Origin of the sequence: Morganella sp. B601 (assembly GCF_051172335.1) — a bacterium.
Classification (GTDB): Bacteria; Pseudomonadota; Gammaproteobacteria; order Enterobacterales; family Enterobacteriaceae; genus Morganella; species Morganella morganii.
Genome location: NZ_JBPIZE010000001.1, coordinates 36,347 through 62,424, shown reverse-complemented (window position 1 = coordinate 62,424; position 26,078 = coordinate 36,347). Strand labels below are relative to the sequence as shown.

Here is a 26,078-nt window from a genome sequence, read left to right as displayed (position 1 = left end):
CTTTGAGACTGTGATTACGGTATCTGCACCGGTAACAGGCAAAAACAGAAAGACGCGGTAAACACATCCCTGTTATACGCTAAATCATTTCGCTCAGAGCAAGGCGGCAAGTGAAGGGGCACGGGGAGCATACACCAGTATGTGACCCGGGACACTGAGTGCGGCCAACGCGGCTATGGGCGAAAGGATGACGCGTATACGCTCAGGCGCGTCATCCATGGCCCGCATGCTTTCTGTTTTCTTTACCCGCCGCCCGCGCTTTTCGCATCTGAATAAAAAAACCACCGTTTATATCGACGGTGGTTTTTTTGTATCTGATACAGACAATTTCGCTAAATCATTCAATCTGCAGCAAGGCGGCAAAGTGAGGACATCCGGGGAGCATCAGTATGTGACCCGGGCCGCTGAGCGCAGCCAACGCCGCTATGGACGGAAGGATGACGCGAAATTACGGGCACTTAAAGACCTGACCCGTCAGCTTGCTATCCACCGGGATCAGGCTGGACACAATCGCTGACTCAGCCGGGCTGCCGAGACCATAAATCACGTTACCGCCCATTGCCGCGGCTTTGTTACGCAGGTCATTTGCCGCACCGCGCATAGAGCTGCTTTCGTTACCGACGCCGGTCATCCAGTTGCTCTGTACACCGGTAACTTCACCTAATTTCTGACATTCTGCCGGTGGCTGCTCTTCGGAAAAGCGGACCTGTGATCCGGCGGAGCTCAGTTCGTTCGTGGTCGTACAGCCTGCCAGTAATAACAGTGCCAGCGCACCGGGTAACATTTTAATCCGCATAGTTTTCCTCATTCACGGTTGGAAAAAATTTATACAGCTAATTTAACCACTTTGTGGCAGCGACTTCAAAAACTAATCGCTGAAAACCACCCGCTGATCGCAATCAGCCGCAAATTATGCATAAAAAAACCGGCACCTGAGTTTCCTCAGAGTGCCGGTTTGGTTTTTCCTGTGTCAGCCCGGTAATTTACTGATAGTCTTTTTTAATTTTCTGAGCGGCATCTGAACCGCGTTTCGCTTCTTTTTCGGCGATTTCGACAGACAGACCAATATACGCACGCGGATCTAACATTGCTTTGATTTCTTCATTGCTGAAGGCGGCGGTAATGGTGTCGTTTTTCGTCAGATTGGTGTAGAAATCCTCACCATCCGCAGCAGTTTTGATCGCTTCCTCATACAGTAATGAGTGAGCTTTATCCTTACCCAGCTTTTCCGCCATTTTCATCATCACGTATTCAGTGTTATCCAGCCCTTTATTTCTCATGACGTTGTGCAGCATTCTCTCTTCATGAGGCACGATGGTTCTGGTGAGCTCTTCTGTTCTCAGCAGCACTTCGGTGGTCAGTTCGAGTGCTTCTTCGATCAGCCCGTCAAATAACATATAAGAACTGCTGTCGCCCTCATACGGTCTGACAGCGGAGTACATGCCGACACCCGGCAGTGAGTACAGTTTCTGGGAGTTCGCGATAATGCCTTTGGCCAGTTTCGGGTTAATTTTGTGCGGCATGGTGCTGCTGCCCACGGTACCCTTGGTAAAGCCCTCGGAAACTTCCGCGATCTCTTCCAGCGTGGTGCTGTAAACTTCCTCGCCGATTTTGTGGCAGATATTCGCCATCAGCGCCAGGTTCGCCATGTACTCCAGTTTATGGGTGCTCAGGTTGCGGGACGGCACTTCCATCGCATGCATGCCGGTCAGTTCAGCAACCCGCTTCTGGACTTCCAGCCCGATGCCCGGCATGGTGTTAAATGCCCCGACCGCGCCGCCCATCATGATAGTGAACACACGCTTTTCACACTCTTTCATGCGCTGGCTGCAATCAATAAAATCGCTGATCCACACTGCCACTTTGTAGCCGTAAGTGATAGGAATGGCGTGACGGCCGTGTGTTCTGCCCGGCATCACCATGTGTTTGGTTTTTTCTGCGAGACGCGATAAATTTTCGAGGATCTCGCTTAACAGCAGCATAAATTTATTATGCACTGTCTTCATCATATACAGCTGCGAACTCTGCTGAATATTCTGGGTGGTAATTCCGTAATGGATATATTTACCACTCTCTTCAGAGCAGGCATTCACTAATACCTTTAAAAACGGTACGAAACCATGACCGATTTTCTGATAGATACGGCTCATCTCTTCAAAATCGATATTCTCAATAACCGCCTTTTCTTTAATTTCATTGGCAGCAGACCGGGGAATAAACCCCAGTTCTGCCTGTGCCTGAGCTAACACTGATTCAAACATCAGCCAGGTATTGTATTTGGCCTCATCTGACAGCAGCGCTTTTATGCCGCGGTCATCGATGGTTTTACTTTTAGAATCATATAAAGCTCTCATCATATATCCTTTTATTTCTTCATTGCTTCATCAACAGCATTGCGGACAAATTCAACCTTCGGTCCGTAAACAACATGGACGTGGTTTGCCGATGGAAAGAAGAATGCAGTACATCCTGATTCCGACATTAACTCTTTATCAATCTTATTCACTTCTGCGATATCGATACGCATACGGGTAATACAGTTATCAACGTTACGGATATTTTGTTTTCCGCCTAACGCCCTGATAAGAATTTCCGCAATTTCACCATAACGTTTTTCTTTAATTAACGTATTTTTCAGATTGCTGGATTCTTCACGGCCCGGCGTTTTAATATCAAACCGGAGGATAGCCCAGCGGAAGATAAAGAACGTCACCACCGCCAGACCGGTACCGATAAGCACCAGGAATATCCAGTTAGTGCGTTCGTACAGCAGGCCGAAAATCGTGAAATCGAAGATGGTTCCGCGGATATAACCAATCGCAACGCCTGCGAATGACAGCAATACCGCACCAATACCCACGATGATGGCATAAATTAAATACAGCAGCGGTGCGATAAATACGAAGGTAAATTCAAGCGGTTCCGTAACGTTACCGAGCATGGCAGTCAGTACCATCGTCACCAGCATGGATTTCACTTCCGCGCGGTTCTCTTTCTTCGATGTTTTATAGATAGCTAATGCGATTGCCGGGAACAGGAACAGCGTGACCAGCATTTGCTGTTGCGCCATAAAGCGCGTCAGACTTGGCATCATCGCCCAGTATTCGGTTCCCGGTCCCTGTTTGAATAACACTTCGGTCAGCGCCGGAACAACACCGACATAGGTTTGCCCGTCGATGACATAAGTACCGCCCGCTTCGGTAAATCTGAACAGCACGTTCCAGACGTGGTGCAGGCCGAACGGAATAAACAGACGCTCACCGCCCGCCGTAAAGAACGGACCGACAGGGCTGAGGAAGACAGCAGAGAGCTTCATCAGCCCCTGAACCAGCACTTCCCAGATAAACGGCAGTGTCGCGCCGACCATAATCATCAGGCCGACCATGATGATGGAAACGGATTTTTTACCGGAGAAGAAGGCGAAGGCAGTCGGCAGTTCAAGGTTATAGAACTTATCCGTTGCCCAGGCAGCAATTAAACCGGTGATGATCCCCCCGGCGGCACTGATATTTAAGGTCTGGATCCCCAGAACCTTAATTTGCCCCACCTGTCCCATAATGGCCGGATCAGCCAGTTTACCGGTGAGTACCAGCCAGATATTCATGGTGATAATCAGCGACAAATACCCCACCACAGAGGCAAAGACCGCTATCCCCTTATCACGCTGGCTCATCCCGTAGGCAACCCCCATAGCAAAGAGCAGCGGAATGTTGTCAAAAATAACGCCGGCAATAGAGCGGATGCTGACAAGCAGTGCGTTAACCGTTTCATTTCCGAGGAAAGGGAACCGGGCAATCATGTAGGTCTGCACTAATGCACCACTGATCCCCAGAATCATACCTATCGGAGCCAGAACCCCGATTGGCAGGAGCAGTGTCCGGCCAAAGCGCTGGATCGACTCCCCGAATTTTCTTTTAGCCATAGTGTTTCCTTGCGATGAAGAATATTGACATTACCCGGAATACTAGCATTGCCTTTTTGAAATGAAATGATGGTACGGTTTTAAATATTATCTCAGGTCTTAAATTATGACCCGGGTCATTTTCAGGCGATAATGATTTAAAAATCAGGATGATAATAATTTTTAAGGCATTCTGTTAATGATTTTCTGAATAAACGATTATTTTAAAAAAAGCAGGAATTATTGAACAAAAAGCATTCAATTCAACTTAAGCTAAATAATGAGTTTATTTATTTACAGTAAACTTTCCAGCTCATTAATTAATAAATCCACCAGGATAAAAAATCCTGTTCTGGACTTTGAGTCATCCCGTTTGGTGTCATAACTGTCAGAGAAGCAAAAGAGTGTGTTATTTGCGTATGTGGTCAGTTCATTCGTGTGGAAGGCGGTCATACTGATGATATGGGCATCTTTCAGCTGGACGATTTTGGCGGTTTCAATGATCTTTTTGGTTCCGCCGGAGAGGGAGATAAAAATCACGGTGTCATCTTTGCTGACAAGGCGGGTAAAGGAATCAGAAAGGTTATAATCATTAATAAAAAAGCAGTGCAGTCCCAGCGAAAATAATAAATGCTCCAGATAGTAACCGACCGCCTTGCTGGTTCCCCGTGCCACCAGAAAGATATTCCGTGAACCGTGCAATGTTTTTGCACAATCGCGGATCTGATCTTCATTAATCAGTGTGAAGGTCTTATGAATATTATTCTCGAGCTGCTTTTTATAGGATGCCGGTGCTTTTTTCTCTGCTTTATTTTGTGAGAGGATATGATTGTTAATCTGAAATTTAAGTTCTTTAAACCCGCTGAAACCTAATTTCTGAGATAAATTGATAATCACCGTTTTGGAAACAAACGTTTTGGCGACTAATTCATTAATATTTAACCAGGGAATATCGGCAATATTTTCCGTAAGATATTTTAATACTTTCTTCTCACTGACGGTTAAGTTGTCGTAATTCTTCAGAAAATCCAGCATATCCGGCACTCCCCCATTTCAGCAGCGGTATCTCTCAATAATACCTCATAATGATGATAAACAGTGGGATATTATAAAATACAAACCGGCCAGACAAAAAAAACCCGTAACCAATCAGGTTACGGGCTTTTTCAGCAAACAATTGCAGTCAGACTACATGATTACATCATGCCGCCCATACCGCCCATGCCGCCCATACCACCAGCTGCACCTAAATCCATTTTGTCGTCTTTAGGCAGTTCAGTGATCATCGCTTCAGTGGTGATCATCAGACCCGCGATAGAACCGGCGAACTGCAGAGCAGAACGGGTTACTTTAGTCGGATCCAGGATACCCATTGCGATCATGTCGCCGTATTCTTCGGTTGCTGCGTTGTAACCGTAGTTACCTTTGCCGCCTTTCACGGTGTTAACAACAACAGATGGTTCTTCACCTGCGTTTTCAACGATCTGACGCATAGGTGCTTCCATTGCGCGCAGCGCAACACGGATACCCACGTTCTGATCTTCGTTATCACCGGTCAGGGCAGTCAGAGCAGCCGCAACGCGGACTAATGCAGTACCGCCGCCGGCAACCACACCTTCTTCAACGGCTGCGCGGGTTGCGTGCAGAGCATCGTCAACACGGGCGCGTTTTTCTTTCATTTCAACTTCAGTTGCCGCACCGACTTTGATAACAGCAACACCGCCTGCCAGTTTCGCTACGCGCTCCTGCAGTTTTTCACGGTCGTAATCTGAGGTTGAATCTTCGATCTGCTGACGGATCTGACCAACGCGTGCTGCGATAGTCTCTTCGTCACCCACACCATCAATGATAGTGGTGGTATCTTTGTTGATAACAATACGTTTTGCCTGACCCAGGTCTTCCAGAGTTGCTTTTTCCAGCTCCATACCGATCTCTTCAGAGATAACAGTACCGTTGGTCAGGGTTGCGATATCCTGCAGCATCGCTTTACGGCGGTCGCCGAAGCCCGGTGCTTTCACCGCAGCCACTTTCACGATACCGCGCATGGTGTTAACCACCAGTGTTGCCAGTGCTTCACCTTCAACATCTTCCGCGATGATCATCAGCGGTTTGCTTGCTTTGGCAACGCCTTCCAGAACCGGCAGCAGTTCACGGATGTTGGAGATTTTTTTGTCAACCAGCAGGATGTACGGGTTTTCTAATTCAACAGAACCGGTTTCCGGTTTGTTGATGAAATACGGGGAGAGGTAACCGCGGTCGAACTGCATACCTTCAACAACATCCAGTTCGTCTTCCAGGCCGGTGCCTTCTTCGACAGTGATAACGCCTTCTTTGCCGACTTTATCCATCGCTTCCGCAATCAGTTTACCGACGGTTTCATCGGAGTTTGCAGAGATAGTACCTACCTGCGCGATTGCAGTGGTGTCAGAGCATGGTGCAGACAGTTTTTTCAGTTCTTCAACGGCTGCAACAACGGCTTTATCGATACCGCGTTTCAGATCCATCGGGTTCATGCCCGCAGCAACGGCTTTCAGGCCTTCAGTGATGATAGACTGAGCCAGTACGGTTGCAGTGGTGGTACCGTCGCCCGCAGCGTCGTTCGCTTTGGAGGCAACTTCTTTCACCATCTGTGCACCCATGTTTTCGAACTTGTCGTCCAGCTCGATTTCACGCGCAACAGACACACCATCTTTAGTGATAACCGGTGCGCCGAATGATTTGTCTAACACCACGTTACGGCCTTTCGGACCTAAAGTAACTTTTACTGCGTCTGCCAGAACATTGACACCACGGAGCATTTTAACACGGGCGTCGTTACCGAATTTTACGTCTTTAGCTGCCATTATTTCTATTCCTTCGAATGCTTTTATGGTTTAAGAAGATCTGAGTACAACCAGTACGGTGTAATTATGCTTCGACAATCGCCAGGATGTCGCTTTCAGACATAATCAGCACTTCTTCATTATCAATTTTTTCAGCTTTTACGCCGTAGCCATCATTGAAAATCACGATATCACCGACTTTAACGTCGAGTGGTTTCATTTCGCCGTTTTCCAGGATGCGACCGTTACCTGTTGCCAGCACTTCACCACGGGTCGATTTACCTGCCGCTGTACCGGTCAGGACGATCCCGCCCGCTGATTTCGCTTCAACTTCTTTACGCTTAACAATAACACGGTCGTGCAAAGGACGAATTTTCATTGATAGATCTCCTGTAAAAAAATCCGTATCAAATAACGTGGATTAAAGGTTCAGGCCGGATACTAATACCATTGCCATGTTTGAGCAGATGGGGTCAGTTCCGGACAAGTTCAAGGGGGCAGAGATGAAAAAAATACGAAATTTCACGGTCTCTGTCCAAACTGTTCAGATATCAGGGTTTATCCTGCGGATTATCATCGTTGTGCGACGTCGGTGACTGGTTGAGCCGCTGTGATGATGTATCACCACGGCGCTCAAACTCCCCTTCGTACACATTCCCACGGTTTGCCGCATTGCCGGCGAACGGGTTCGTCCGCGGCTGATACACGCGGATAAACGGCAGCACACGGGACACCAGCAGTTTCTGTACCGGCGGCAGCAACAGCAGCAACCCTAAGAAATCGGTGAAAAAGCCCGGCAGAACCAGCAGGATCCCGGCCAGCACCAGAGAGACGCTTTTGATCATCTCTGCCGCAGGACTCTCACCCGCCTGAATTTTCTGCTGAATCAGACTCAGATTACGCATTCCCTGATTGCGCACCAGAGATACGCCGAGACAGGATGTCAGCACCACCAGCACCAGTGTCATAAACACACCGATGGCGGATGCCACGTGAACAAAAATGACCGCCTCAATATAGATCAGCAGACAAATGAGGATAAGGGGTAACCAACGCATAACGTCTTCCTTATGTGGTGCACTGTGATGTAAAAAACCGCCCCTTTGTCAGCCTTTGTGAACTACTTCTAAGAGACGCGCTGTAAATTCGATTTTTAGTCATGCATGTTCATAATGATGGGGTCATTTCAGACGTTTTCAAGCGCAGCATGTGCCGGAATCGCACATGATATTTGTGATTTATCGCACATAAGAGTGATAATAGTGCAAACATTTCAGTTAATAAGTGATCTGGCTAAAAGGATTCAACGCAAATACAGAATATCATCACTGAGAATGCAATAAACTAAGTGATACTCTCTATTAATATCGGACAAAATAATATAATTGCTGTCTTTACTATTAAGTAAGACAACCATTCAATCAAAGAAGGTTCTCATGTCAAATAATTTTCGTATCGAAGAAGACCTGCTGGGTAAACGCGAAGTACCGGACGATGTGTATTATGGTGTCCATACACTGCGGGCTATCGAAAATTTCTATATCAGCGACCGTACAATCAATGATGTCCCGGAATTTATCCGTGGCATGGTGATGGTGAAAAAAGCCGCTGCCATGGCGAATAAAGAACTACACACTATTCCGCGTGCGATTGCGGATACCATCATCAAAGCCTGCGATGAAGTCCTGATCCACGGTAAATGTATGGATCAGTTCCCTGTGGATGTTTTCCAGGGTGGTGCCGGTACCTCACTGAATATGAACACAAACGAAGTGCTGGCAAATATCGGCCTGGAACTGATGGGCCACAAAAAAGGGGAATATGAGTTCCTCAACCCGAATGATCACCTGAACAAAGCCCAGTCCACTAACGACGCTTACCCGACCGGCTTCCGTATCGCCGTCTATAATTCAATTACCCAGCTGATTAAATCCGTTGAGTATCTGAAAGGCGTATTTGATACCAAAGCAAATGAATTCAAAGACATCCTGAAAATGGGTCGCACCCAGTTACAGGATGCGGTTCCGATGACATTAGGCCAGGAATTTCACGCCTTTGCCATCCTGATGAAAGAAGAAGTCAAAAACCTGCACCACTCTGCACAACTGGTGCTGGAAGTGAACCTGGGTGCCACCGCGATTGGTACCGGGCTGAACACCGCACCGGGCTATCAGAAACTGGCGGTGGAAAAACTGGCGGAAGTGACCGGTCTGCCGTGTGTGCCGGCAGAAGATCTGATCGAAGCAACCTCTGACTGCGGTGCTTACGTGATGCTGCACAGTGCACTGAAACGCCTGGCTATGAAGCTCTCCAAAATCTGTAATGACCTGCGTCTGCTCTCCTCCGGTCCGCGTGCGGGTCTCAAAGAGATCAATCTGCCGGAAATGCAGGCGGGTTCTTCTATCATGCCGGCAAAAGTGAACCCGGTGATTCCGGAAGTGGTAAACCAGGCGTGTTTCAAAGTCATCGGTAACGACGTCTGCGTCACCATGGCCGCCGAAGCGGGTCAGTTACAGCTGAACGTGATGGAACCGGCTATCGGCCAGGCGATGTTTGAATCTATTTCTCTGCTGAGCAACGCCTGCCGCAACCTGGGTGAGAAATGCGTTTCCGGTATTACCGCCAACAAAGAAATTTGTGAAGCGTATGTGTTCAACTCTATCGGTATCGTGACTTACCTGAACCCGTTCATCGGTCACCATAACGGGGATATCGTCGGTAAGATTTGTGCGGAAACCGGCAAGAGTGTGCGCGAAGTGGTTCTGGAGCGCGGTCTTCTGACAGAAGCTGAGCTGGATGATATTTTCTCAATTGAGAACTTAAAGAATCCGGCCTATAAAGCAAAACGCTTTGATGACTAATATAATAATAAGAAATACATAGAACACAAAAGCACGTCATCGCAAGGTAACGTGCTTTTTTATTACCCTACTACAAAAATTTAACATTTTTCTACGGGATTTTACAGGAGCACTTATGCTAGCCATCGAATTTATTATCGTACTGCTGGCCATTTATCTCGGGGCGCGCCTCGGAGGGATAGGTATCGGTTTTGCCGGCGGACTGGGGGTTCTCGCCCTCGCCGCCATCGGCGTGAAACCGGGCAGCATCCCGTTCGACGTTATCTCCATTATAATGGCTGTTATCGCTGCAATCTCTGCCATGCAGGTCGCGGGCGGGCTGGATTATCTGGTTCAGCAGACTGAAAAACTGCTGCGCCGCAATCCGCGCTATATCACCATCCTCGCCCCGATCGTCACCTATTTTCTGACACTGTTTGCCGGTACCGGTAATATTTCACTGGCTACCCTGCCGGTGATCACCGAAGTTGCCAAAGAACAGGGGATTAAACCTTCCCGTCCGCTTTCCACCGCTGTTGTGGCCGCGCAGATAGGGATCACCGCATCACCGATTTCAGCGGCGGTGGTGTATATGTCATCGGTCATGGAGCCGATGGGCGTCAGTTACCTGCATCTGCTGATGATCCTGCTGCCATCCACCTTTGTCGCGATCATCCTGATGTCCTTTATTGTGTCCTGGCTGTTTGATGACAGACTCGCCGATGACCCGGTCTTTAAGAAACGCCTTGCTGAAGGCGTGGTGGAACTGAACCGCAGTGAAAAAGCCGCCATCAAACCGGCTGCCAAACTGTCTGTTCTCCTGTTCCTGCTCGGTGTCCTGTCCGTTGTGGTCTTTGCGGTTGTCAACAGTAAGAGTGTCGGGCTGTTGTCTGAACCGATTATGTCCACCACCAACGCCATTCTGATTATCATGCTCAGTGTCGCGACACTTATTACCCTGATATGCAAGGTAGAGACGGATATCATCCTGAACTCCAGCACCTTTAAAGCCGGGATGAGCGCCTGTATCTGTATCCTGGGTGTGGCGTGGCTGGGCGATACTTTCGTTCAGGCTAACCTGGAGTGGATCAAACTGACTGCCGGTGATTTAATCACGCAGCATCCGTGGCTGCTGGCAGTTATTTTCTTCTTTTGTTCTGCCCTGCTCTATTCACAGGCAGCCACCGCCAAAGCGCTGATGCCGATGGCACTGGCGCTGGGTGTCACACCACTGACTGCCATTGCCTCTTTCTCTGCGGTTTCCGGTCTGTTTATCCTGCCGACCTACCCGACACTGGTCGCGGCGGTTCAGATGGATGACACCGGGACCACCCGTATCGGCAAACTGGTCTTCAACCACCCGTTCTTTATCCCGGGCACCATTGGTGTCGCACTGTCGGTCTGCTTCGGCTTCCTGATCGGCAGTGTCGTTCTGTAATTCCCTACACTGATAAATCCGCCCTCCCGGGCGGATTTTATTTTCCCGCGTCTCTCGCCTTTCATCAGCACTCACGTTATTCTGGATCATATGCCTTTATCAGGGAGAACCTGCTGTGCAACGTGAAGACGTCCTCAATCAGGCACTGAGTCTGCTGGAAAACCACGGCCTTCTGATGTCTGAAGCCACCCTCAACGATAACCTGGATATTGATCCCGAACGCCTGCGGATTTTCTGGCCGACCCGTAATGACCTGCTCTACGACTGCCTGCGTTACCACGGTAATCAGATTGACATCTGGCAGCGCCGCGTTCTGCTGGATGAGTCTCTGTCCTGTGAAGATAAACTGCTTGCCCGTTACACGGCACTGGCGGAACGGGTCCGCGAAAACCGTTTTCCGGGGTGTCTGTTTATCGCGGCCAGCAGCGCATTTCCTGATGCGGATCACCCTATCCATCAGTTATCCCGCCAGCAGAAACAAAGTGCCTTTGCATTCACCACTGAGCTGCTCAGAGAGCTGGATATTGATGATTGTGATATGGTGGCCCGTCAGCTGGAACTGATTCTGGAAGGATGCCTGAGCAAACTGCTGATATCCCGCAGTACCGATGATATCGCCACCGCCCGGCGGCTGGCAGAAGATGTGCTGACTATCGCCCGCTGCCGTAAAAACGGCGCACTCAGCTGATTTATTCACCACATGCATAAATTGCGTCCGTATTCTGCATAAAAAGAGCACACTCACACTTTTTTTATGGTTTTTTGACAGAAAGGCATTGACGCAAACCACGGAATACGGTTTAATGCGCCCCGTTGCCCGGATAGCTCAGTCGGTAGAGCAGGGGATTGAAAATCCCCGTGTCCTTGGTTCGATTCCGAGTCCGGGCACCAAATTCATGTCAACGGACCTCTACGGAGGTCCGTTTTCGTTTATAAAGCCCGCCAGATATCTACTTCTCCGTAGTTCTTCATTCAACCCAACTCAACCAAATTCTACCCGCATCAAGTCACTTGCGCGGGTACAAATGAGGGTATACCCTGATTCGACAGGAATTTGTACCCTCTCGTCTTCCGGAGACCCCTTTTATGGCACTTACTGACGCTAAGATTCGGGCTGCAAAACCACAAGAAAAACCCTATAAACTTGCTGATTCCGGCAACATGTTTTTACTTGTTCATCCCAACGGCTCACGTTACTGGCGACTCCGTTACCGCTTTCAGGGAAAAGAAAAAACATTGGCTCTGGGAATTTATCCTGAATTATCCCTTTCTGACGCACGTGATAAAAGAGACAGTGCACGTAAGCAGATTGCTGAGGGTATCGACCCTTGTGAACAGAAACGGATAAAGAAAGCTTTACCAGACGCTTCACAAAGCTTTGAAGCTATTGCCGGACTTTGGCATAAAAGCAACAAAACCTGGTCAGAATCCCACAGGGAAAAAACATGGAAAAGCCTTCAGACGCATGTTTTTCCTTATATTGGTTCACGGGATATTACATCACTGAAAACACCTGATTTACTCATTCCGGTTAAAGCTGCTGAAGCAAAAGAGATTTATGAAGTAGCAGCCCGCCTTCAGCAAAGAATCTCAGCTATCATGCGATATGCCGCACAGTCTGGGATCATTGATTATAATCCCGCTACCGATATGGCGGGGGCGCTGGCCACGGTTAAACGGCAGCACAGACCTGCATTGCCACTGAGTCGGATATCTGAGTTGCTGGAACGTATTGATACTTACCGGGGGCAAATCATGACCAGATTGGCAACACAACTTTCTTTGCTGATATTTATCCGCTCCAGTGAATTTCGCTTTGCCCGCTGGCCTGAGATAGATTTCGAAAAAGCTATGTGGACTATCCCTCCGGAACGGGAACCAATTAAAGGCGTAAAATTCTCTCATCGTGGTTCAAAAATGCGTACAGAGCATCTGGTGCCACTCTCTACTCAGGCACTGGATATTCTGCGGGTAATCCACACTATCAGCGGTGAACATGAATTGATCTTCACAGGTGATCACACCCCCTGGAAACCGATGAGTGAAAATACAGTAAATAATGCATTACGACTTATGGGATACGATACGAAAGTTGATGTTTGTGGTCACGGTTTCAGAGCTATGGCCTGCAGTTCATTGATCGAATCAGGATTATGGTCAAGAGATGCGGTAGAACGCCAGATGAGTCACCAGGAACGTAATGGCGTACGTGCAGCTTATATTCACAAAGCGGAGTTTCTTGAAGAACGCAGACTGATGCTGCAATGGTGGGCTGATTTCCTGGATGCTAACAGAGAGCAAACCATTTCCCCTTTTGATTATGCAAAAGTAAATAACCCAATGGATATCAATAAACAGAATTGATTCGTAGTGCGTACAAGAGTTTTTCACCACGCGACGAGCACGATTTTGCATGAGAAGGTCTATAACTCTGCCTGGATTGAAACTTAGCTCGCGCATATCGATAGGAACGCGAGGCGTGGCACGAATAGGCATATCAGTGTTTGGATGGATGCAGTGGTATGCAGACCATATGGAGGAATTGGAGGGAAGCTTGGATAATGTTGTTAATGTGAATTTTAAGTAATTCTTAATAGCCATCCTTACGCCTGGGCGTAAGGATGGCTATAGCGATGTGTTTTATTTTTTATATTATAAAATATGTAAGGTATTTTAGCTGTATGGATAATGATCTCTGAAAGTGAATGGGACTTTTTTCCGAGATACTTACACCAGCACTAGGCTGGATACCATTGATATAACAAATGATTAGCAACAGTATGATGCTTTTCATAATTCCCTTTTTAGATGTTTAAACAGTATCGCTGAATAATAGATAGTGCAAATTTTATAGCTTTTCCCCTCTGGGTGTTACAGGTCGAGGTTTTACTGATTAGCTATATAATGACGGTGGTTATTTCTCTCAGTCCTACATGTGGTCGAAATCATAAAATTACTCCACAGTGTGCCACCCAGGCCCTGCACCCTACTTATTACACCCGCGTCACCCGTGGCGTTGTCGGTACCCATGTATGCCCCCGAGCCGGTGCCCTCTACGGAGAAAAGGGTGGCTGGAAATTCAAGCGTCTGGACAGGTTCGATGTTGATAGCTCAAACGGTTGGGGTGACGCTGCACAGGACAAAGGACCACATACGCCATCGATTCCGGTTATTCGACACATGTCTGGTCTGTTTCGTTTTGGACCAGCGACGCGTTTGTTCATAAAGCCGCCGGACCTTTTCGGGGTGGCTGGCCAGTGCGCGGGGAGCACCCAGCCAGTCAAAGCCCTTCCTCACCTTACCAATAAATGTTTTTCCCGGATGTTTCTCAACCCCTAATGACACAAGATATTCGCTGAGTCGTTTCACCAGCTTGCGTAACTTCCGGCAGGAGTGGGTTAAAATAATAAAATAGTTCATATAATGTCCATAATAATATTTTTTGTTAAGCAAAATTTTTGTGTCATGTGTCATGTGTCATTTGTCATGTGGTCAAATTTATTAAACCACTACCGTCATGATATTGTTTACCTCTGACTGAAATAATCCTCTATCATTGTAGCAGTGTCATAGCGGGGACTGTTATCCGGATCACTGTTACAGGTAAAATCTGAAAAAAACTCGGTAATACTGCATTCAAACAACAGACTTAACCGATAGGTCGTATCTGTACATACCGGATTTACGCCTCTTTCATAACGGGACATCTGAGGCGGTGATACCCCCAAACAATGTGCAGCCTCTGTAATACTGATACATTGGTTACGGCGGGCCTCTCTGACTTTTTTTCCTACAGACACACTTATTTCAGTCATATTGAACAGACTCTCATCTATCTGGTTAATATAGAATGTAATTTTTCATAGAATAATAACCGGTATTATTTTTTAACTGTACCTGCTGATTTCTTTATGCTGACATTCTGTATTGGCTTTATCTCATTAATTCTGTCCTTAGTCTGTTCCCTGCTGTCCTCTATCTGATGTTGCATCTCTTTTGTGTCGGTATTCAGCAGCTTACCAGTACTGTCGAGTATTTGCTGTTTAGCTGCTTCCCCGGCATTGCATTTACCGGAAACTCCTACTTTTTCATCCAGTATCTTATTACGCGTCGCCTTCTTAAAATCACATCCCGCCGATACCGATACCGACAAACAAAGAGAAAAGATAATTATTTTTTCAGCATTTTCAATTCCTGTAATTTTTAATTTTTCAGCCATTATAAGGCTTCGCCTGATATCACATCACAGGATTACACCAGATATATAAATACGTGATATATACCATTGTCGTTTCAGCTCCCGCTCTGTGGAAACACCTATTTTCTGTTTCTCTCTGTTACAATATTTTTCCTGCAGGACCGTCCCGGATATTCTTAGTTATCAATGACACACCACAAAAAATATTGCCGGACCTCCTCACAAAAGGTCTGGTAACTAAATAACTATATTTTATCAAAATAACTATCAATCATAGCTGATGCATCATCATAACAATCTGTATCTTCAAACAGATATGGATATACAGGTACATCAGAAAAAAAACAATCTATATTAATCTTAAAAATCAAACTAAGTTTAAACAGTGTTTCCACACAGATATTATTGACTCCCCGCTCATAGCGGGACATTTGTTGTTGCGACATGCCGATTAAATTTGCAAGTTGCCGGGTTGTTAAACCATGTTCCACTCTCAGTGCTCTTATTTTCTGCCCAACAATTAATGTTATACTATTCATCACACCTTATTCCTATTAGCAATTAAAAAAATATTACAGACACTTAATTCCCCCTGGGCTTTACCTCCCATTTAAAATCAGAATTTATGACTACAGATCAATATTAATTTCACTCAGATAATAAGAGCCCTGAAGTACGGGAAACTTTTCTGTATTTCTTTCAAAGAAATTCTGTTGAATGATTTCTCTGTTTTAATTATTGATAGAGTACAGTCTGTATCTCTGCCTGTACCTGTTTAAGCTGACGTGCCCAGGGGCCGTTCCGCCGGAATTCTGCAGGTAACATTTTTATTGCCTGGTTAGCCGTCCGGACCGTGGCATACTCACCCGCGACAAGAATATACCACTGCCGGTTATTACGGACTGTTTCATATACCATATAGTTAGTCAGTCTGTGGCGACGAGCCTGGCGATATAACTCATCCGGTACTGTCCCACCACTCAGTTGCAGAGTAAAATGACCTCCCGGTGCTGTCTGAATATTCCCCCCGAGATTATGGTTCAGGGTAGTATCCGGTGGAGATGGTGTCTTTTCACGGACGGGTAACAATGATGCAGCCGTCAGTGTGTCCGCTTCCTGTTCAGAAACTGCGGTGGTGGTCTCTGAGTGTTGTTCCTCTGAGTGTTGTTCCTCAGGAGGTTGTTCCCCCGGGATATCCGCCACCATATTTTGAGAGGCAGGACCGGATAACACGGCTCGCACGGAGACCACCTCACTCTGCAGCATCATTGCGGAAGCTATATATGCCTGTATCCGTTTCAGTAATTCTTCAACGACAGGCAATATTGCAGGAGCATTGATTAATTTCTGCTTCAATAACGACAAAGATATACATCCGGAACCGGTACTACTGGCAAGCTGTCTGTATCTGTACGGCATAGCGTCTGGTGTCTCCTTCAGATCACCTTCTGCACGTAATGATGATAAAGAACTATCCGTAATACCGGCTGAGGTTGATACAGATAACATTCCGGTCCCGCCGTTAAGACGGGTATCCGGTACAGGTTCAGTGATATCAGTGACGAGAATTTCATCCGGAGCTTCCGGTACCTGTTCCGGAATTGACAACGATCCGCAATCCTCTTCCGTAAGCGGCCGGTACACTTTAGGGCGTAACCGTGTTGTCATATCAAGAAGGGACAGTGCCTGCAGAGCCTGGTTACCTACGTCTCCGGAGTCCTCAGCCGCGGCCTTAAGCCAGTAATAAGCACACTCAGTATTGCGCTCACCACCGATCCCCTCCTGAAAAATGATGCCCAGACTGTATTGTGCCAATGGATAACCCTGCTGAGCAGCACGGGCTATCCAATACCGGCCCGACACGGTATCCTGTGTAACACCATCCCCGTTAATATACATGACACCATAGTCATACATTGACATAAGCTCATCATCACGCGACACAACAGGCCCGGAGGCTGGTGCTGCAGCATGAAGAAAGGACAAAGGTGCGCCGGACATCAGCAATACCAGAAATAACCGGCGTACCGGGACAGCGATCCTGAAAGCGGACTTTTCCATAGAATATTTTTTCATACATCATGGTGAAAGAAAAATAAGTATATAAAGGTACGACAGGTATAAGCACCTATTGTACCTCTGGTGCATTACGGCCAGGTCAGGGTAGCGGTGACTTTAGCCGAACCTTCACCCCGGGCGTTGCTCCCGTTACTGCAGAGGTACCACGTTACAGGGAAAGGCACGGTACCTTCCTTAGCCTCCACGGGGTACTGATAGGCCGCACCAAATTGGATTCGGTCGGGATCGTTGTCACAGGTTCCGGGGCCCGCTTTCATAACGCCCCTAATTTCTGCAAGCGCAGTACCCGCAGCGTCGTTCAGAGCCACTGTGTCCGTATACCGGCCGGGAGTAGTCGTGGAGAACGAGATTTTGATATTGTTCTCATCGCCCGGGTGGATAGAAGTACACGACACGCCGATCGAGCTTTGGTAGTCAGCAAGGACTTGAGTATCCTCCCCGGGCCGGGCCGGGACTTCACCGAACTGTACATTAGGATCAGGCGAAGAGACGGTGCACGACGTGGAAGGCTGGACCGTGACTGTGCCGGCGGGAACGATGATCGTACTCGGGGCCGAACCCAATGATCTCGCGAGACGGGATAGGGCTAGGGGTTTATTGGGGTAAGTGCCCAATGCAGCCAGCGGACCTGCATGGACGAACCAGGACCCTACAAATTGAGCAGGATCATTGTAGACCACCACTGTCGTATTGGCGGCAAACAGCCTACCACACCATATGAACCTGGGGTCATAGTTAGGGAAGTCGGTAGAGTAGGCACCTTTTTCAGACCACGTGCCCAGGACTACGGAGGTACGGTCATCCGGCGAGGTCGGACCGGTGGCGGTCCCAGTAAGACCTAGTACGACATCGTTGGCGATGGTCATACCGGAATAGCCGTCGCTGGTTACGGAAAAGGGGTAAACCGCTTTGGATTCACAGTTCGGCCATGTGGAGACGTCGGCTTTGATCAAGAACCCGTAGGGGGTCTGCGCTGCAAGGGTGATCTTGGTGGGGGGGGACGCAGGGACGCCAGGAATATAGGTCCAGGTTCCGTCCGTACGAACAGTGTCTCCGGGCGCGACTGTGATTGCATCACAGTAGGTCGTCGGGATGTAGGCAAGAGCGACAACCAAAATTTTCCATCGATTCCGGTAATCCAACACACGTCTGGTCTGTTTCGTTTTTGACCAGCGACGCGTTTGCTCATAAAGCCGTCGGACCTTTTCGAGGTGGTTGGCCAGTGCGCGGGGAGCACCCAGCCAGTCAAAACCCTTCCTCACCTTACCAATAAATGTTTTTCCCGGATATTTCTCAAACCCTAATGACACAAGGTATTTGCTGAGCCGTTTCACCAGCTTGCGTAACTTCCGGCAGGAGTGGGTTAAAATAATAAAATAGTTCATATAATATCCATAATGGCATTTTTTTTGTTGAGAAAAGAAGTTATCAACAGCCCGAAGATGCAACGTGCCCATCCGCGGGCTTAATACATAACCCTGGGCTGTAAATCCCCCCGTCTTCCACACTGTAATGAATATACTGAGTTAATATATTCAGATATATAAGGCGGGCAAGGTGTTGTCCGGGGCAGGATAACAACGTATTTTTATTTGCCGCCCCGTAATAATCCTTAATATCAGTGTGACAGCTCCACCGCCCCCATAGTCCGGCGACGGCGACCGACCACCGACATGGGAGATAAGCGGTAATCACCCTACTGCAACTGTCTGAGAAAAGTTTCCCGGTATGATGGCCAGCGGTGACGCTCCCGGATACCGGCATTTGCCGGAGCCGTTTTACGCAACTCACATAACCAGGCCCGGACCAGGCCTGAATGCTGTGCATCAATGATGCTGTCATAATGCGGGAGGGTCTTCACGGGCACACTCCGTTTTACTTTATTACCCGTCATTTTTTTTATCCTCTTCAGCCATTCCCTGACAGGTATACGTTACCTGTCGTATCGGCATCTCCGGAGATGTGTTCACGCCGGTCAGATCAAAGCTGACCCGGCACTGATGCGCTGATGTCTCTCCCCATTTCACTCGCAGCATGCCTTTCTCCGGTAACCCTGTCAGATACACCTGGCCGCCATCGCCCACAATACTGCCATTAGTCTCACTGTTATCCTCCCCCTCAAATGCCGCAATAGCACCGAACGGAACCACACCGGTACCGAGTTTCAGCGTCATCAGCACCTGATAGCCCACCTGGGTCGCAAACCTGGTTTTGACCACGGCGCCTTTGGTTGGGTACACATTGAGATTTGTCTGGGTAATATCCACCCCTTCAGGCAAGGAACTGGGATCGATCCCCACATTGTTCCGGGTATAATCCGTCAGATACGGAACTACGGCATACCCCCGCCAGTCAGTAACTGCCGAGCCGCCGTTAACTCTGACACCGTCTGCGCCGGGAGCACTGATTAATGCCACCGAATCCCCCATCACACGGGAGAACGTAATCCCTTCGGAGTGGACAAGAACGCCCCCGCTGGCATTCATATTTATCGTTTGTGTATCGCTGTTATAACTGTAACCACCGCTGACACTTCCCTTGCTGCCCTGATAACCCACATTCATATTACTGTTACTGCTCTGTCCCTGGTTTCCCCAGTTCTGTGACGCACTGTAAGACAGTTTACCGTCGAGCAGACTGCCGCTCAGCCCGGCTTGGTTCTGAGTACGTCCCGAGTTATCATGCGTGACTGAGGTGGTGGCATACATTGACTGTAAATTACGGGAGTAACCGAAAATACTGAACGGAATACTGACATTAAAGGATATCTGACGATTTTCAGGCCAGCTGCCACCGGTACCTTTCATCCGGTCAATATTGTAGTTCACCCCGTAACTCACTCCTTTCAGGCTGTTACTGTAACCGAGTGACAATCCGGTCAGCGTCTTATCCGACCCCCAGTAATCGTCGCGGTTAGCCCGGAAATTCAGCGTACCCCAGTCGTTCATCTGCTGGCTGATTTGTGTCTGAAAACTGCTGCGGCGGCGCTGTAATAACCACGGGCTGATCCCGTCATTCAGCTGGTGCCCGCGGCTGTTAAATTCACTGAAATTATAATAGTCCCGCGTGGAATAACGCAGTGCCGTCAAATCGACAGATGTCCCGGTGGAAAGCAGACTTTTGGAATAACGCAGGCGGTAAGACTGTCCTGTACTGGTCGGCATATCGTCGAATTTTGCAGATGAGTGTGTCATATCTGCTGACAGGGCCCCGATACTTCCCAGCGATATCCCGGTTCCGATATTGAGAGCCTGATAGTCTCTGGCTGCCAGGGCCCCGCCATACAGCGTTATGTCATCAGGCAGGCCGTAAATGACGGTCGCCAGCATGAAATTAGCGCGGCGGGAGCCGCTGGTCAGATTGCCGTCGTACTGCCCGGCAGTCACCTCATATTTCCAGCCCCCCGGGCGTAACATCACAGGAAGGGAAGAGTAAGGTACAATAAACTGCCGTTCCGTCCCGTCAGCTTCCGTCACTCTGACGTCGTAATCACCCGACAGACCCGCCTGCTGGATATCATTAATATAAAACGGCCCCGGTGCCACATACGTTTCATACACCACATTACCGTTCTGACGGACAGTGACACGGGCGTTACTGTTAGCCACTCCGCTGATAGCCGGTGCATAGCCCCGCATCTGGCTCGGCAGCATCTGTTCGTTGGAGCTGATTTTCACCCCGCGGAAGGGAACACTGTCAAAAATTTCATTACCGGTGCTACTTTCCCCCATCAGTAAAGCAGAGCGTAAACGCCGTATATCACGGGAAAGGTACGTATTGGAGAAACGGGTACGGGTTTGCGTTGTCTGAGACTGATGACCGCCGCTGTATTCGAACCTGGTGTGAGTCACCGTACTGCGTAACCGCCACGGGCCGGTATTAGCGCCGGCACGCACAGTGGCAAACAGGTTATTGCTGTGTGTGTTCCGGCCTTGTGCCGAGTTCGTGGTACGTCCCGCACTGAGGTTATAGTTGGCCGTCAGCGCTGAAATCCCGTCCTCCCACTGCTCCGGGTCAACTGTCCCGCGAATCTCCGGTTGCATAGCCACCTGAGGTACACTGATATCCAGACGCAGCTGAGCCAGATCCAGACGGGTTGAGGCCTGCGGTATAAGCGCACCGAGGTTATCAACCGGGGTCTCTGCTGACAGGTCTTTCATTTCGGGTAACTGTCTGACATTGACTCCCAGAGTCTCTAATTGCGCCGGTGTCAGAACGGGGGCTATCTGCCCCTGAGCATTTTTCCGGAAATTCAGAGTATATTGCCCGGCATTACGCTGATTAATAAACACCCAGACAGTATATTCTCCTGCCGCCACGCCACCGGCCTCAGAAAAGGCAGACAGGTCAACCCGGGCACTATCTTCCCCGCTGCCGAGGAATCCCGGGTCAAAATAGTCACCGGCCCGGACAGAACTGACACCCAGTAAAAGGCATAACCCCAGCGGAGGGTACAGAAAATAATGCCTGAAAGGTATTTCGGGCAGACAACTGTATATTCTCATAACAGACCTACTCATTATACGGATAATAATAAATCAAATACGGGGACCGGTAATCACCATCAGTCAGTCCAGTTCCTCAATACGGGTTAATCTGATAACGGACGATACTGTGCAGGTGTCACACGACCTGTTCCGTCAATCAGCCGCCAGACGATTTCCCCCTGCGCATCAGCAGGCAGGGGATACATCTGTTCGCCAAATGGAGGGATCCACTGAGATAATGACTCTGCTTCCACAGGTTGTGTCCCCACTGACAGTGAGCGGAACGTTATGTAATAAGGTGTCGGGTTGGTGATCATCAGATGAGTTCCCTGCCGGTGAAAGCGCAGCTGTCCGGCCAGTTGCCCGGCACTGTACTCAGGCAGTCCCTCCGGACGATAAAACAGCTTCAGGTTATTCTGCACAGCCAGTACCAGTTGTGCCGGTCCGGATGGTGCAGACTGACCGGGTATTGTTTTCAGACTGAGTACAAATACCGATTCCCGGTCTACCGGAAGTGTATTCCGTGTCAGCCGGATACGCAGTGTCAGAGTTTCCGACGGCTCAAACCGCTGTAAAGGAGGTAATACAATAAACGGAACACCGGGAGTATCAGAAGAGGCATTTTGTCCGTCATTTTCCCCTTCCGGTTCAGCCATCCAGGGGATAACACGTGCCTGCAGCAGGTATGGTTGTGCAGTGTTATTGGTGAGTGCAAACGTAATACCGTTTTTCTCGTATCCGGGATACACCACACGAGTGGACTGCAGGGTTATGCCGTCTTTATTACTGTTGTTTGCCCCGCAGGCCTGCGAACCGGAGAGGGCCATGCATAACAGAAACAGTGTTCCTGTCACACGCATAATTCCGGTCCGGATATCAGTATACCGGTCACGGTATGCAGCAAAAGATATTCGTTTCATCATCGGACATTATCATCCTGAGTGACGCCGGCGTGATATTCCGCACTCTCGCCGCCATAATCATTGACCGTAGTCCAGCTCACTTTCTGAGCCAGACCGGTTACCGGATAGTTCTGTACTGAAAACGGAGAAATCATGGCTCCCGCCTCAGTATCCCGTACGTTCAGCATACTGCCGTTCAGGCTGAGCCGGGCCAGTGTCACGAAATAGGGGGACGGATTTCCGACCTGCAGGCTGTGACCCGTCTGACGGAAAGTAAGGCTTTCCGCCGCAGCCCCGGCCGGCATTGACAGCCCTGCAGGACGGTAAAACAACTTGATCACTGTCTGTATCCCCACGGATACCCGGGCAGAGACACCGGTGTTATATTCTTCCGCCTGTTTTGCCGTTGCGGGAATAGCCAGCATACTCAGATAAAAAACAGACTCGCGATCTGTGGGTAATTCAGTCGTTCCGTTCCGTACGACCAGTACCGAATGTTGACTGTCCGGCTCCAGACGAAATAAGGGAGGAGTTACCATAAAGGGTGCGGCAGGCACGGTGGCATCCTTTTTTGCCGCATCCGGGTCCGGTGTCGCCAGTACGCCTGTTTTGACCAGGTACACACGGTCACTCTGATTACTGATAGTGGCTTTTGCATTTTTGGCACGGGCATCAAAGATAACCCGGGTCTGACTGAGTTGCAGTCCCCCGTCAGCTCCCGAGGCCTGGCAGCTCAGAAGGACAGTCAGTGCTGTTACGGCAGCAGGCAATATTGCACGTACTACCCTCAGCCTGTTATGCTGATAGCATCGGTTCAACTGGTTTTCCTTTTACTCATAAAGAAACTGAAATGTCACAGCAGCCTTCAGGTTACCGCCACTGAGCCCGGTCCCCGGAGTACAGCTGCCACAGGACAGACGGGCTTCGAATGTGAGTGGTTTACTTTCTAACAAATTGAGCTGCGCTGTTTTTTCGCCAAGTGTGATTACAGATTGATCGGATATCGCAGTATTTTCACCCTGCTGTGTTAACTTCACCCCATAACCCTGCGAGTAACCGCTTTCCGTATCGGAAGTCCGGAATAGTGGTATGCCGGAGGTAATAGTTGTACCGCTGATTTTAATTTTGGGAGTCAGCCCCCATCCGTTACAACCTAAAAATGAAAGGGTAAACGACCTCGGGTCGATCCCGTTTTCACCCGCAGCGATAACCGCCGCGGAAGAAACAGGGTCGAACGTGATATCTTTATTATCGACGGCAACCTTGCAACTTCCGCCAACCAGTGTGGCCGAAAAATTAATTGTTGTATCGGCAGATCCGGCTGCCTGTGCAACGGTAGCAAGTCCCGGCAATCCCCCCCCGCATATGACCGTGAACAACACACAGCAGGTTCGTAATGTCTGATACATTTTTTTATTCCTTCTGTCAGCCTTCAGTCAAAAGACACAGTGAACATTAATGCAGCCTTAATGACCCCCGGAGAAACAGTTCCGCTTCCGGCACGGACCAACCCCAATAAGAAAAATTCAGGTTGCGGAGTGTCTGCAGCACTGACGGGAGATAACGAAAAAGAAGTACCATTATTTATTGCCGTTGATTCATTATAAAAGGAGCTTAAATCAAGGCTCCCTGTATCCCGCTGTACCATAAACCCGGCACCGTCCGCCACTGAGTCAGCATCACGGAAAATAGCCGGACTGGCAGAATAGGGTGTGGTACCGGTAACGGTCAGCTTCGGGGTTGTTGGCCCTGAGCAGGTGACCGTTGCGGTCAGAGGCAGCATCGCCACTGCCTTTGCCGGCTGAAAATCAATAGCTTTATAAACCCCGAACTGAAGGGTATCCTCAGATAACTGAATACCACAGGTACCATCACTGATTTGAGCGGAAAAATTAACCACGACGGAGGAATTATCATCCGCCCATACTGACGCTGAAGCCAGGATGTAAAGCATCATCATACTGAGCAGGCATTTAACGGACGGAACCATGAAATACCTCCGCACCACCATAATCATTCAGCGCTTTCCATTCCACCTTCCCCTGATGCGGGGCACGGTTATAGATACGACTGTCAAAAGGGGCAATCAGCGTGTTATCAGCAGCAGCACTGAGTGGGACTGCCACCCCGGCCACTTTGAGGTCCGCGAGTGTGATGTAGTACGGCGTCGGGTTAGTCACTTTCAACCCAGTCCCCACAGAGGAGAACTGCAACATACTCATGGCTTGCTGCTGTGAGAGAGGCAACCCATCGGGGCGATAAAATAGTTTGACTACCGTGGCGGTGGATACCTGAAGCACCCCGCCAACTGCCGGTGAAGGTATGATATTTTGTTTTCCCCCTGCAGGCATGGCAATCGCACGGAAATAGAAAATGGATTCTCTGTCACCGGGTAATTCAGCAGAATCCGTTTTTTTTACAATTAATACCTGATTTGTGCTTTTAGGTTCGAGGCGAAACAATGATGGCGTTGTTATAAAGGGAGACCGGATATTTCTCCCTTCAGCATCACCCGTTATTAGTGTTTTTACTAAATATGGTGTTGCTGATGAAGCAGAGCTGGTTACACCAATACTTTTTCCACGAAGGCTATTGTCACTCAGGAAAACTATACGGGTACTGTCAATAGAAATGCCAGCAATAGCTGAAGCCATCCCTGCAATAATCAACAGTAATAAAACATTAATATTTCTAAAATTTATCATTGCATCATATGCCGCCCTGAGATTCCCTCAGAGCGGCCCTTAAACATTATATTAGTTTACGAGGTAAGCAACGGTAATCGGAGCACTGTAAGCACCAGCTGGAGCTTCAGCTGTTGCACTGGCCATACCTACTTTGTAAGTATAATTATAAGCAGATTCGCCCGCTGTCCCAGGGACTGTAACTGGCTGATTAGCAACAATATTATCAGTGTTATTTTCAAGTTTAAGCATGAACCCTACCGTCCCTGTTGTCACAGAGGTGAACAGCTTATTGCTTACATCAAGATTCGACGTATTACCCTGAACAACTAAGCTCCCCATTGCAGAGTCCATATTCTCGGTATCATTACAAGTTAGCGCTACCGGTAATGGAGTATCCCCAACCTGAGTCAGCACGCCTGCACCTGTAATGTCAGCAGTTTTAAATGTTCCGACGTTCAGGGTAGCCTGGCCGCCATTAACTGTAATATCACAAGTAGTATTCGTGATAATACCGGTAAGTGTAACGTCTGCGGCAGGTGCCGCATTAGCACTCAGACTTGCTCCGGTAATTGCTGTAAATAACATGGTTGATATTACGTTTGATTTTAAAGACATAAATAAAAGTTCTCTTTTTTAAAATTAAAAAAACAACCCATTTTTTTTAAAAATGGATTTCTTTACACACATATTATAGAACATATGAATCTATAAAAATTAACATCCA

The 26,078-nt window shown here is 48.5% G+C and carries 24 protein-coding genes and 1 tRNA gene; 5 read left to right on the top strand and 20 right to left on the bottom strand.

Annotation, left to right across the window (positions count from 1 at the left end; all coding sequences use genetic code 11):
* Window positions 1-448: 448 nt before the first annotated feature.
* The 7 genes from ACSBQN_RS00305 to ACSBQN_RS00275 form a co-directional block, all read right to left on the bottom strand.
* Window positions 449-796 carry a DUF4156 domain-containing protein gene (locus tag ACSBQN_RS00305; protein ID WP_004234982.1) on the bottom strand — a complete coding sequence of 116 codons (348 nt, stop codon included), beginning with the start codon at window positions 794-796 and terminating at the stop codon, window positions 449-451.
* A gap of 187 nt (window positions 797-983) precedes the next feature.
* Window positions 984-2,354 carry a class-II fumarase/aspartase family protein gene (locus ACSBQN_RS00300; protein ID WP_024474451.1) on the bottom strand — a complete coding sequence of 457 codons (1,371 nt, stop codon included), beginning with the start codon at window positions 2,352-2,354 and terminating at the stop codon, window positions 984-986.
* An 11-nt stretch (window positions 2,355-2,365) separates the two neighbouring features.
* Window positions 2,366-3,922 (bottom strand): PTS transporter subunit EIIC, encoded by a 1,557-nt coding sequence (locus ACSBQN_RS00295; RefSeq protein WP_024474450.1) that lies wholly within the window; start codon window positions 3,920-3,922, stop codon window positions 2,366-2,368.
* 273 nt (window positions 3,923-4,195) lie between these two features.
* Window positions 4,196-4,936, bottom strand: coding sequence for a MurR/RpiR family transcriptional regulator (locus ACSBQN_RS00290; protein WP_024474449.1), 741 nt, complete (start codon window positions 4,934-4,936; stop codon window positions 4,196-4,198).
* 161 nt (window positions 4,937-5,097) lie between these two features.
* The gene (gene groL / locus ACSBQN_RS00285) at window positions 5,098-6,744 is read right to left on the bottom strand and encodes a chaperonin GroEL (RefSeq protein WP_004234968.1); all 1,647 of its coding nucleotides are present in this window, start codon (window positions 6,742-6,744) and stop codon (window positions 5,098-5,100) included.
* A gap of 64 nt (window positions 6,745-6,808) precedes the next feature.
* The gene (locus tag ACSBQN_RS00280) at window positions 6,809-7,102 is read right to left on the bottom strand and encodes a co-chaperone GroES (protein ID WP_024474448.1); all 294 of its coding nucleotides are present in this window, start codon (window positions 7,100-7,102) and stop codon (window positions 6,809-6,811) included.
* Between the two features lie 172 nt (window positions 7,103-7,274).
* Window positions 7,275-7,781 carry an FxsA family protein gene (locus tag ACSBQN_RS00275; RefSeq protein ID WP_024474447.1) on the bottom strand — a complete coding sequence of 169 codons (507 nt, stop codon included), beginning with the start codon at window positions 7,779-7,781 and terminating at the stop codon, window positions 7,275-7,277.
* Window positions 7,782-8,159: 378 nt separating this feature from the next.
* On the opposite strand from ACSBQN_RS00275, the gene aspA reads away from it, so the two are divergent.
* From aspA to ACSBQN_RS00250, 5 genes are all read left to right on the top strand, one after another.
* On the top strand, window positions 8,160-9,584 hold the full coding sequence (gene aspA / locus ACSBQN_RS00270) for an aspartate ammonia-lyase (RefSeq protein WP_004234963.1): 1,425 nt from the start codon (window positions 8,160-8,162) through the stop codon (window positions 9,582-9,584).
* Between the two features lie 115 nt (window positions 9,585-9,699).
* Window positions 9,700-11,001, top strand: a complete 1,302-nt coding sequence (locus tag ACSBQN_RS00265) for an anaerobic C4-dicarboxylate transporter (RefSeq protein WP_024474446.1) — start codon at window positions 9,700-9,702, stop codon at window positions 10,999-11,001.
* 115 nt (window positions 11,002-11,116) lie between these two features.
* Window positions 11,117-11,689 (top strand): division control transcriptional repressor DicD, encoded by a 573-nt coding sequence (dicD, locus tag ACSBQN_RS00260; RefSeq protein WP_024474445.1) that lies wholly within the window; start codon window positions 11,117-11,119, stop codon window positions 11,687-11,689.
* A gap of 127 nt (window positions 11,690-11,816) precedes the next feature.
* Window positions 11,817-11,892 (top strand) — tRNA-Phe (locus ACSBQN_RS00255).
* 195 nt (window positions 11,893-12,087) lie between these two features.
* Window positions 12,088-13,365: a tyrosine-type recombinase/integrase gene (locus ACSBQN_RS00250; RefSeq protein ID WP_434991524.1), complete on the top strand. Its 1,278-nt coding sequence runs from the start codon at window positions 12,088-12,090 to the stop codon at window positions 13,363-13,365.
* A gap of 747 nt (window positions 13,366-14,112) precedes the next feature.
* On the opposite strand, the gene ACSBQN_RS00245 is transcribed toward ACSBQN_RS00250, so the two are convergent.
* The 13 genes from ACSBQN_RS00245 to ACSBQN_RS00185 all read right to left on the bottom strand — a co-directional run bounded on the left by ACSBQN_RS00245 (window position 14,113) and on the right by ACSBQN_RS00185 (window position 25,969).
* A complete protein-coding gene (locus tag ACSBQN_RS00245) occupies window positions 14,113-14,475 on the bottom strand; it encodes a hypothetical protein (protein WP_434991523.1) in 363 nt (120 codons plus the stop codon).
* Between the two features lie 406 nt (window positions 14,476-14,881).
* Window positions 14,882-15,220 carry a hypothetical protein gene (locus tag ACSBQN_RS00240; protein WP_434991522.1) on the bottom strand — a complete coding sequence of 113 codons (339 nt, stop codon included), beginning with the start codon at window positions 15,218-15,220 and terminating at the stop codon, window positions 14,882-14,884.
* A 224-nt stretch (window positions 15,221-15,444) separates the two neighbouring features.
* The gene (locus ACSBQN_RS00235; protein ID WP_434991521.1) at window positions 15,445-15,738 is read right to left on the bottom strand and encodes a helix-turn-helix domain-containing protein; all 294 of its coding nucleotides are present in this window, start codon (window positions 15,736-15,738) and stop codon (window positions 15,445-15,447) included.
* Between the two features lie 196 nt (window positions 15,739-15,934).
* Window positions 15,935-17,260: an SPOR domain-containing protein gene (locus ACSBQN_RS00230; protein ID WP_434991520.1), complete on the bottom strand. Its 1,326-nt coding sequence runs from the start codon at window positions 17,258-17,260 to the stop codon at window positions 15,935-15,937.
* 86 nt (window positions 17,261-17,346) lie between these two features.
* On the bottom strand, window positions 17,347-18,663 hold the full coding sequence (locus ACSBQN_RS00225; RefSeq protein ID WP_434991519.1) for a hypothetical protein: 1,317 nt from the start codon (window positions 18,661-18,663) through the stop codon (window positions 17,347-17,349).
* Window positions 18,664-18,974: 311 nt separating this feature from the next.
* A complete protein-coding gene (locus tag ACSBQN_RS00220) occupies window positions 18,975-19,139 on the bottom strand; it encodes a hypothetical protein (protein WP_434991517.1) in 165 nt (54 codons plus the stop codon).
* Window positions 19,140-19,161: 22 nt separating this feature from the next.
* Complete coding sequence (locus ACSBQN_RS00215) at window positions 19,162-21,783, bottom strand: fimbria/pilus outer membrane usher protein (protein WP_434991516.1); 2,622 nt, start codon at window positions 21,781-21,783, stop codon at window positions 19,162-19,164.
* A gap of 86 nt (window positions 21,784-21,869) precedes the next feature.
* On the bottom strand, window positions 21,870-22,625 hold the full coding sequence (locus ACSBQN_RS00210) for a fimbrial biogenesis chaperone (protein WP_434991514.1): 756 nt from the start codon (window positions 22,623-22,625) through the stop codon (window positions 21,870-21,872).
* Between the two features lie 59 nt (window positions 22,626-22,684).
* A complete protein-coding gene (locus ACSBQN_RS00205) occupies window positions 22,685-23,485 on the bottom strand; it encodes a fimbrial biogenesis chaperone (RefSeq protein WP_434991513.1) in 801 nt (266 codons plus the stop codon).
* A 12-nt stretch (window positions 23,486-23,497) separates the two neighbouring features.
* Window positions 23,498-24,076: a fimbrial protein gene (locus ACSBQN_RS00200; protein WP_434991512.1), complete on the bottom strand. Its 579-nt coding sequence runs from the start codon at window positions 24,074-24,076 to the stop codon at window positions 23,498-23,500.
* A 23-nt stretch (window positions 24,077-24,099) separates the two neighbouring features.
* Complete coding sequence (locus ACSBQN_RS00195) at window positions 24,100-24,657, bottom strand: fimbrial protein (RefSeq protein WP_434991511.1); 558 nt, start codon at window positions 24,655-24,657, stop codon at window positions 24,100-24,102.
* Window positions 24,641-25,372 (bottom strand): fimbrial biogenesis chaperone, encoded by a 732-nt coding sequence (locus tag ACSBQN_RS00190; RefSeq protein ID WP_434991510.1) that lies wholly within the window; start codon window positions 25,370-25,372, stop codon window positions 24,641-24,643. Before ACSBQN_RS00190 ends, ACSBQN_RS00195 begins: the two co-directional genes overlap by 17 nt.
* 51 nt (window positions 25,373-25,423) lie before the next feature.
* Window positions 25,424-25,969: a fimbrial protein gene (locus ACSBQN_RS00185; protein WP_434991509.1), complete on the bottom strand. Its 546-nt coding sequence runs from the start codon at window positions 25,967-25,969 to the stop codon at window positions 25,424-25,426.
* Window positions 25,970-26,078 lie beyond the last annotated feature (109 nt).

Excerpts from the sequence above, each read along its gene's own strand:
- ACSBQN_RS00305 (WP_004234982.1), bottom strand. The coding sequence starts at position 796 with ATGCGGATTAAAATGTTACCCGGTGCGCTGGCACTGTTATTACTGGCA.
- ACSBQN_RS00300 (WP_024474451.1), bottom strand. The coding sequence starts at position 2,354 with ATGAGAGCTTTATATGATTCTAAAAGTAAAACCATCGATGACCGCGGC.
- ACSBQN_RS00295 (WP_024474450.1), bottom strand. The coding sequence starts at position 3,922 with ATGGCTAAAAGAAAATTCGGGGAGTCGATCCAGCGCTTTGGCCGGACA.
- ACSBQN_RS00290 (WP_024474449.1), bottom strand. The coding sequence starts at position 4,936 with ATGCTGGATTTTCTGAAGAATTACGACAACTTAACCGTCAGTGAGAAG.
- groL (WP_004234968.1), bottom strand. The coding sequence starts at position 6,744 with ATGGCAGCTAAAGACGTAAAATTCGGTAACGACGCCCGTGTTAAAATG.
- ACSBQN_RS00280 (WP_024474448.1), bottom strand. The coding sequence starts at position 7,102 with ATGAAAATTCGTCCTTTGCACGACCGTGTTATTGTTAAGCGTAAAGAA.
- ACSBQN_RS00275 (WP_024474447.1), bottom strand. The coding sequence starts at position 7,781 with ATGCGTTGGTTACCCCTTATCCTCATTTGTCTGCTGATCTATATTGAG.
- aspA (WP_004234963.1), top strand. The coding sequence starts at position 8,160 with ATGTCAAATAATTTTCGTATCGAAGAAGACCTGCTGGGTAAACGCGAA.
- ACSBQN_RS00265 (WP_024474446.1), top strand. The coding sequence starts at position 9,700 with ATGCTAGCCATCGAATTTATTATCGTACTGCTGGCCATTTATCTCGGG.
- ACSBQN_RS00250 (WP_434991524.1), top strand. The coding sequence starts at position 12,088 with ATGGCACTTACTGACGCTAAGATTCGGGCTGCAAAACCACAAGAAAAA.
- ACSBQN_RS00245 (WP_434991523.1), bottom strand. The coding sequence starts at position 14,475 with ATGACACATGACACAAAAATTTTGCTTAACAAAAAATATTATTATGGA.
- ACSBQN_RS00240 (WP_434991522.1), bottom strand. The coding sequence starts at position 15,220 with ATGGCTGAAAAATTAAAAATTACAGGAATTGAAAATGCTGAAAAAATA.
- ACSBQN_RS00235 (WP_434991521.1), bottom strand. The coding sequence starts at position 15,738 with ATGAATAGTATAACATTAATTGTTGGGCAGAAAATAAGAGCACTGAGA.
- ACSBQN_RS00230 (WP_434991520.1), bottom strand. The coding sequence starts at position 17,260 with ATGGAAAAGTCCGCTTTCAGGATCGCTGTCCCGGTACGCCGGTTATTT.
- ACSBQN_RS00225 (WP_434991519.1), bottom strand. The coding sequence starts at position 18,663 with ATGAACTATTTTATTATTTTAACCCACTCCTGCCGGAAGTTACGCAAG.
- ACSBQN_RS00215 (WP_434991516.1), bottom strand. The coding sequence starts at position 21,783 with ATGAGAATATACAGTTGTCTGCCCGAAATACCTTTCAGGCATTATTTT.
- ACSBQN_RS00210 (WP_434991514.1), bottom strand. The coding sequence starts at position 22,625 with ATGCGTGTGACAGGAACACTGTTTCTGTTATGCATGGCCCTCTCCGGT.
- ACSBQN_RS00200 (WP_434991512.1), bottom strand. The coding sequence starts at position 24,076 with ATGTATCAGACATTACGAACCTGCTGTGTGTTGTTCACGGTCATATGC.
- ACSBQN_RS00195 (WP_434991511.1), bottom strand. The coding sequence starts at position 24,657 with ATGGTTCCGTCCGTTAAATGCCTGCTCAGTATGATGATGCTTTACATC.
- ACSBQN_RS00190 (WP_434991510.1), bottom strand. The coding sequence starts at position 25,372 with ATGATAAATTTTAGAAATATTAATGTTTTATTACTGTTGATTATTGCA.
- ACSBQN_RS00185 (WP_434991509.1), bottom strand. The coding sequence starts at position 25,969 with ATGTCTTTAAAATCAAACGTAATATCAACCATGTTATTTACAGCAATT.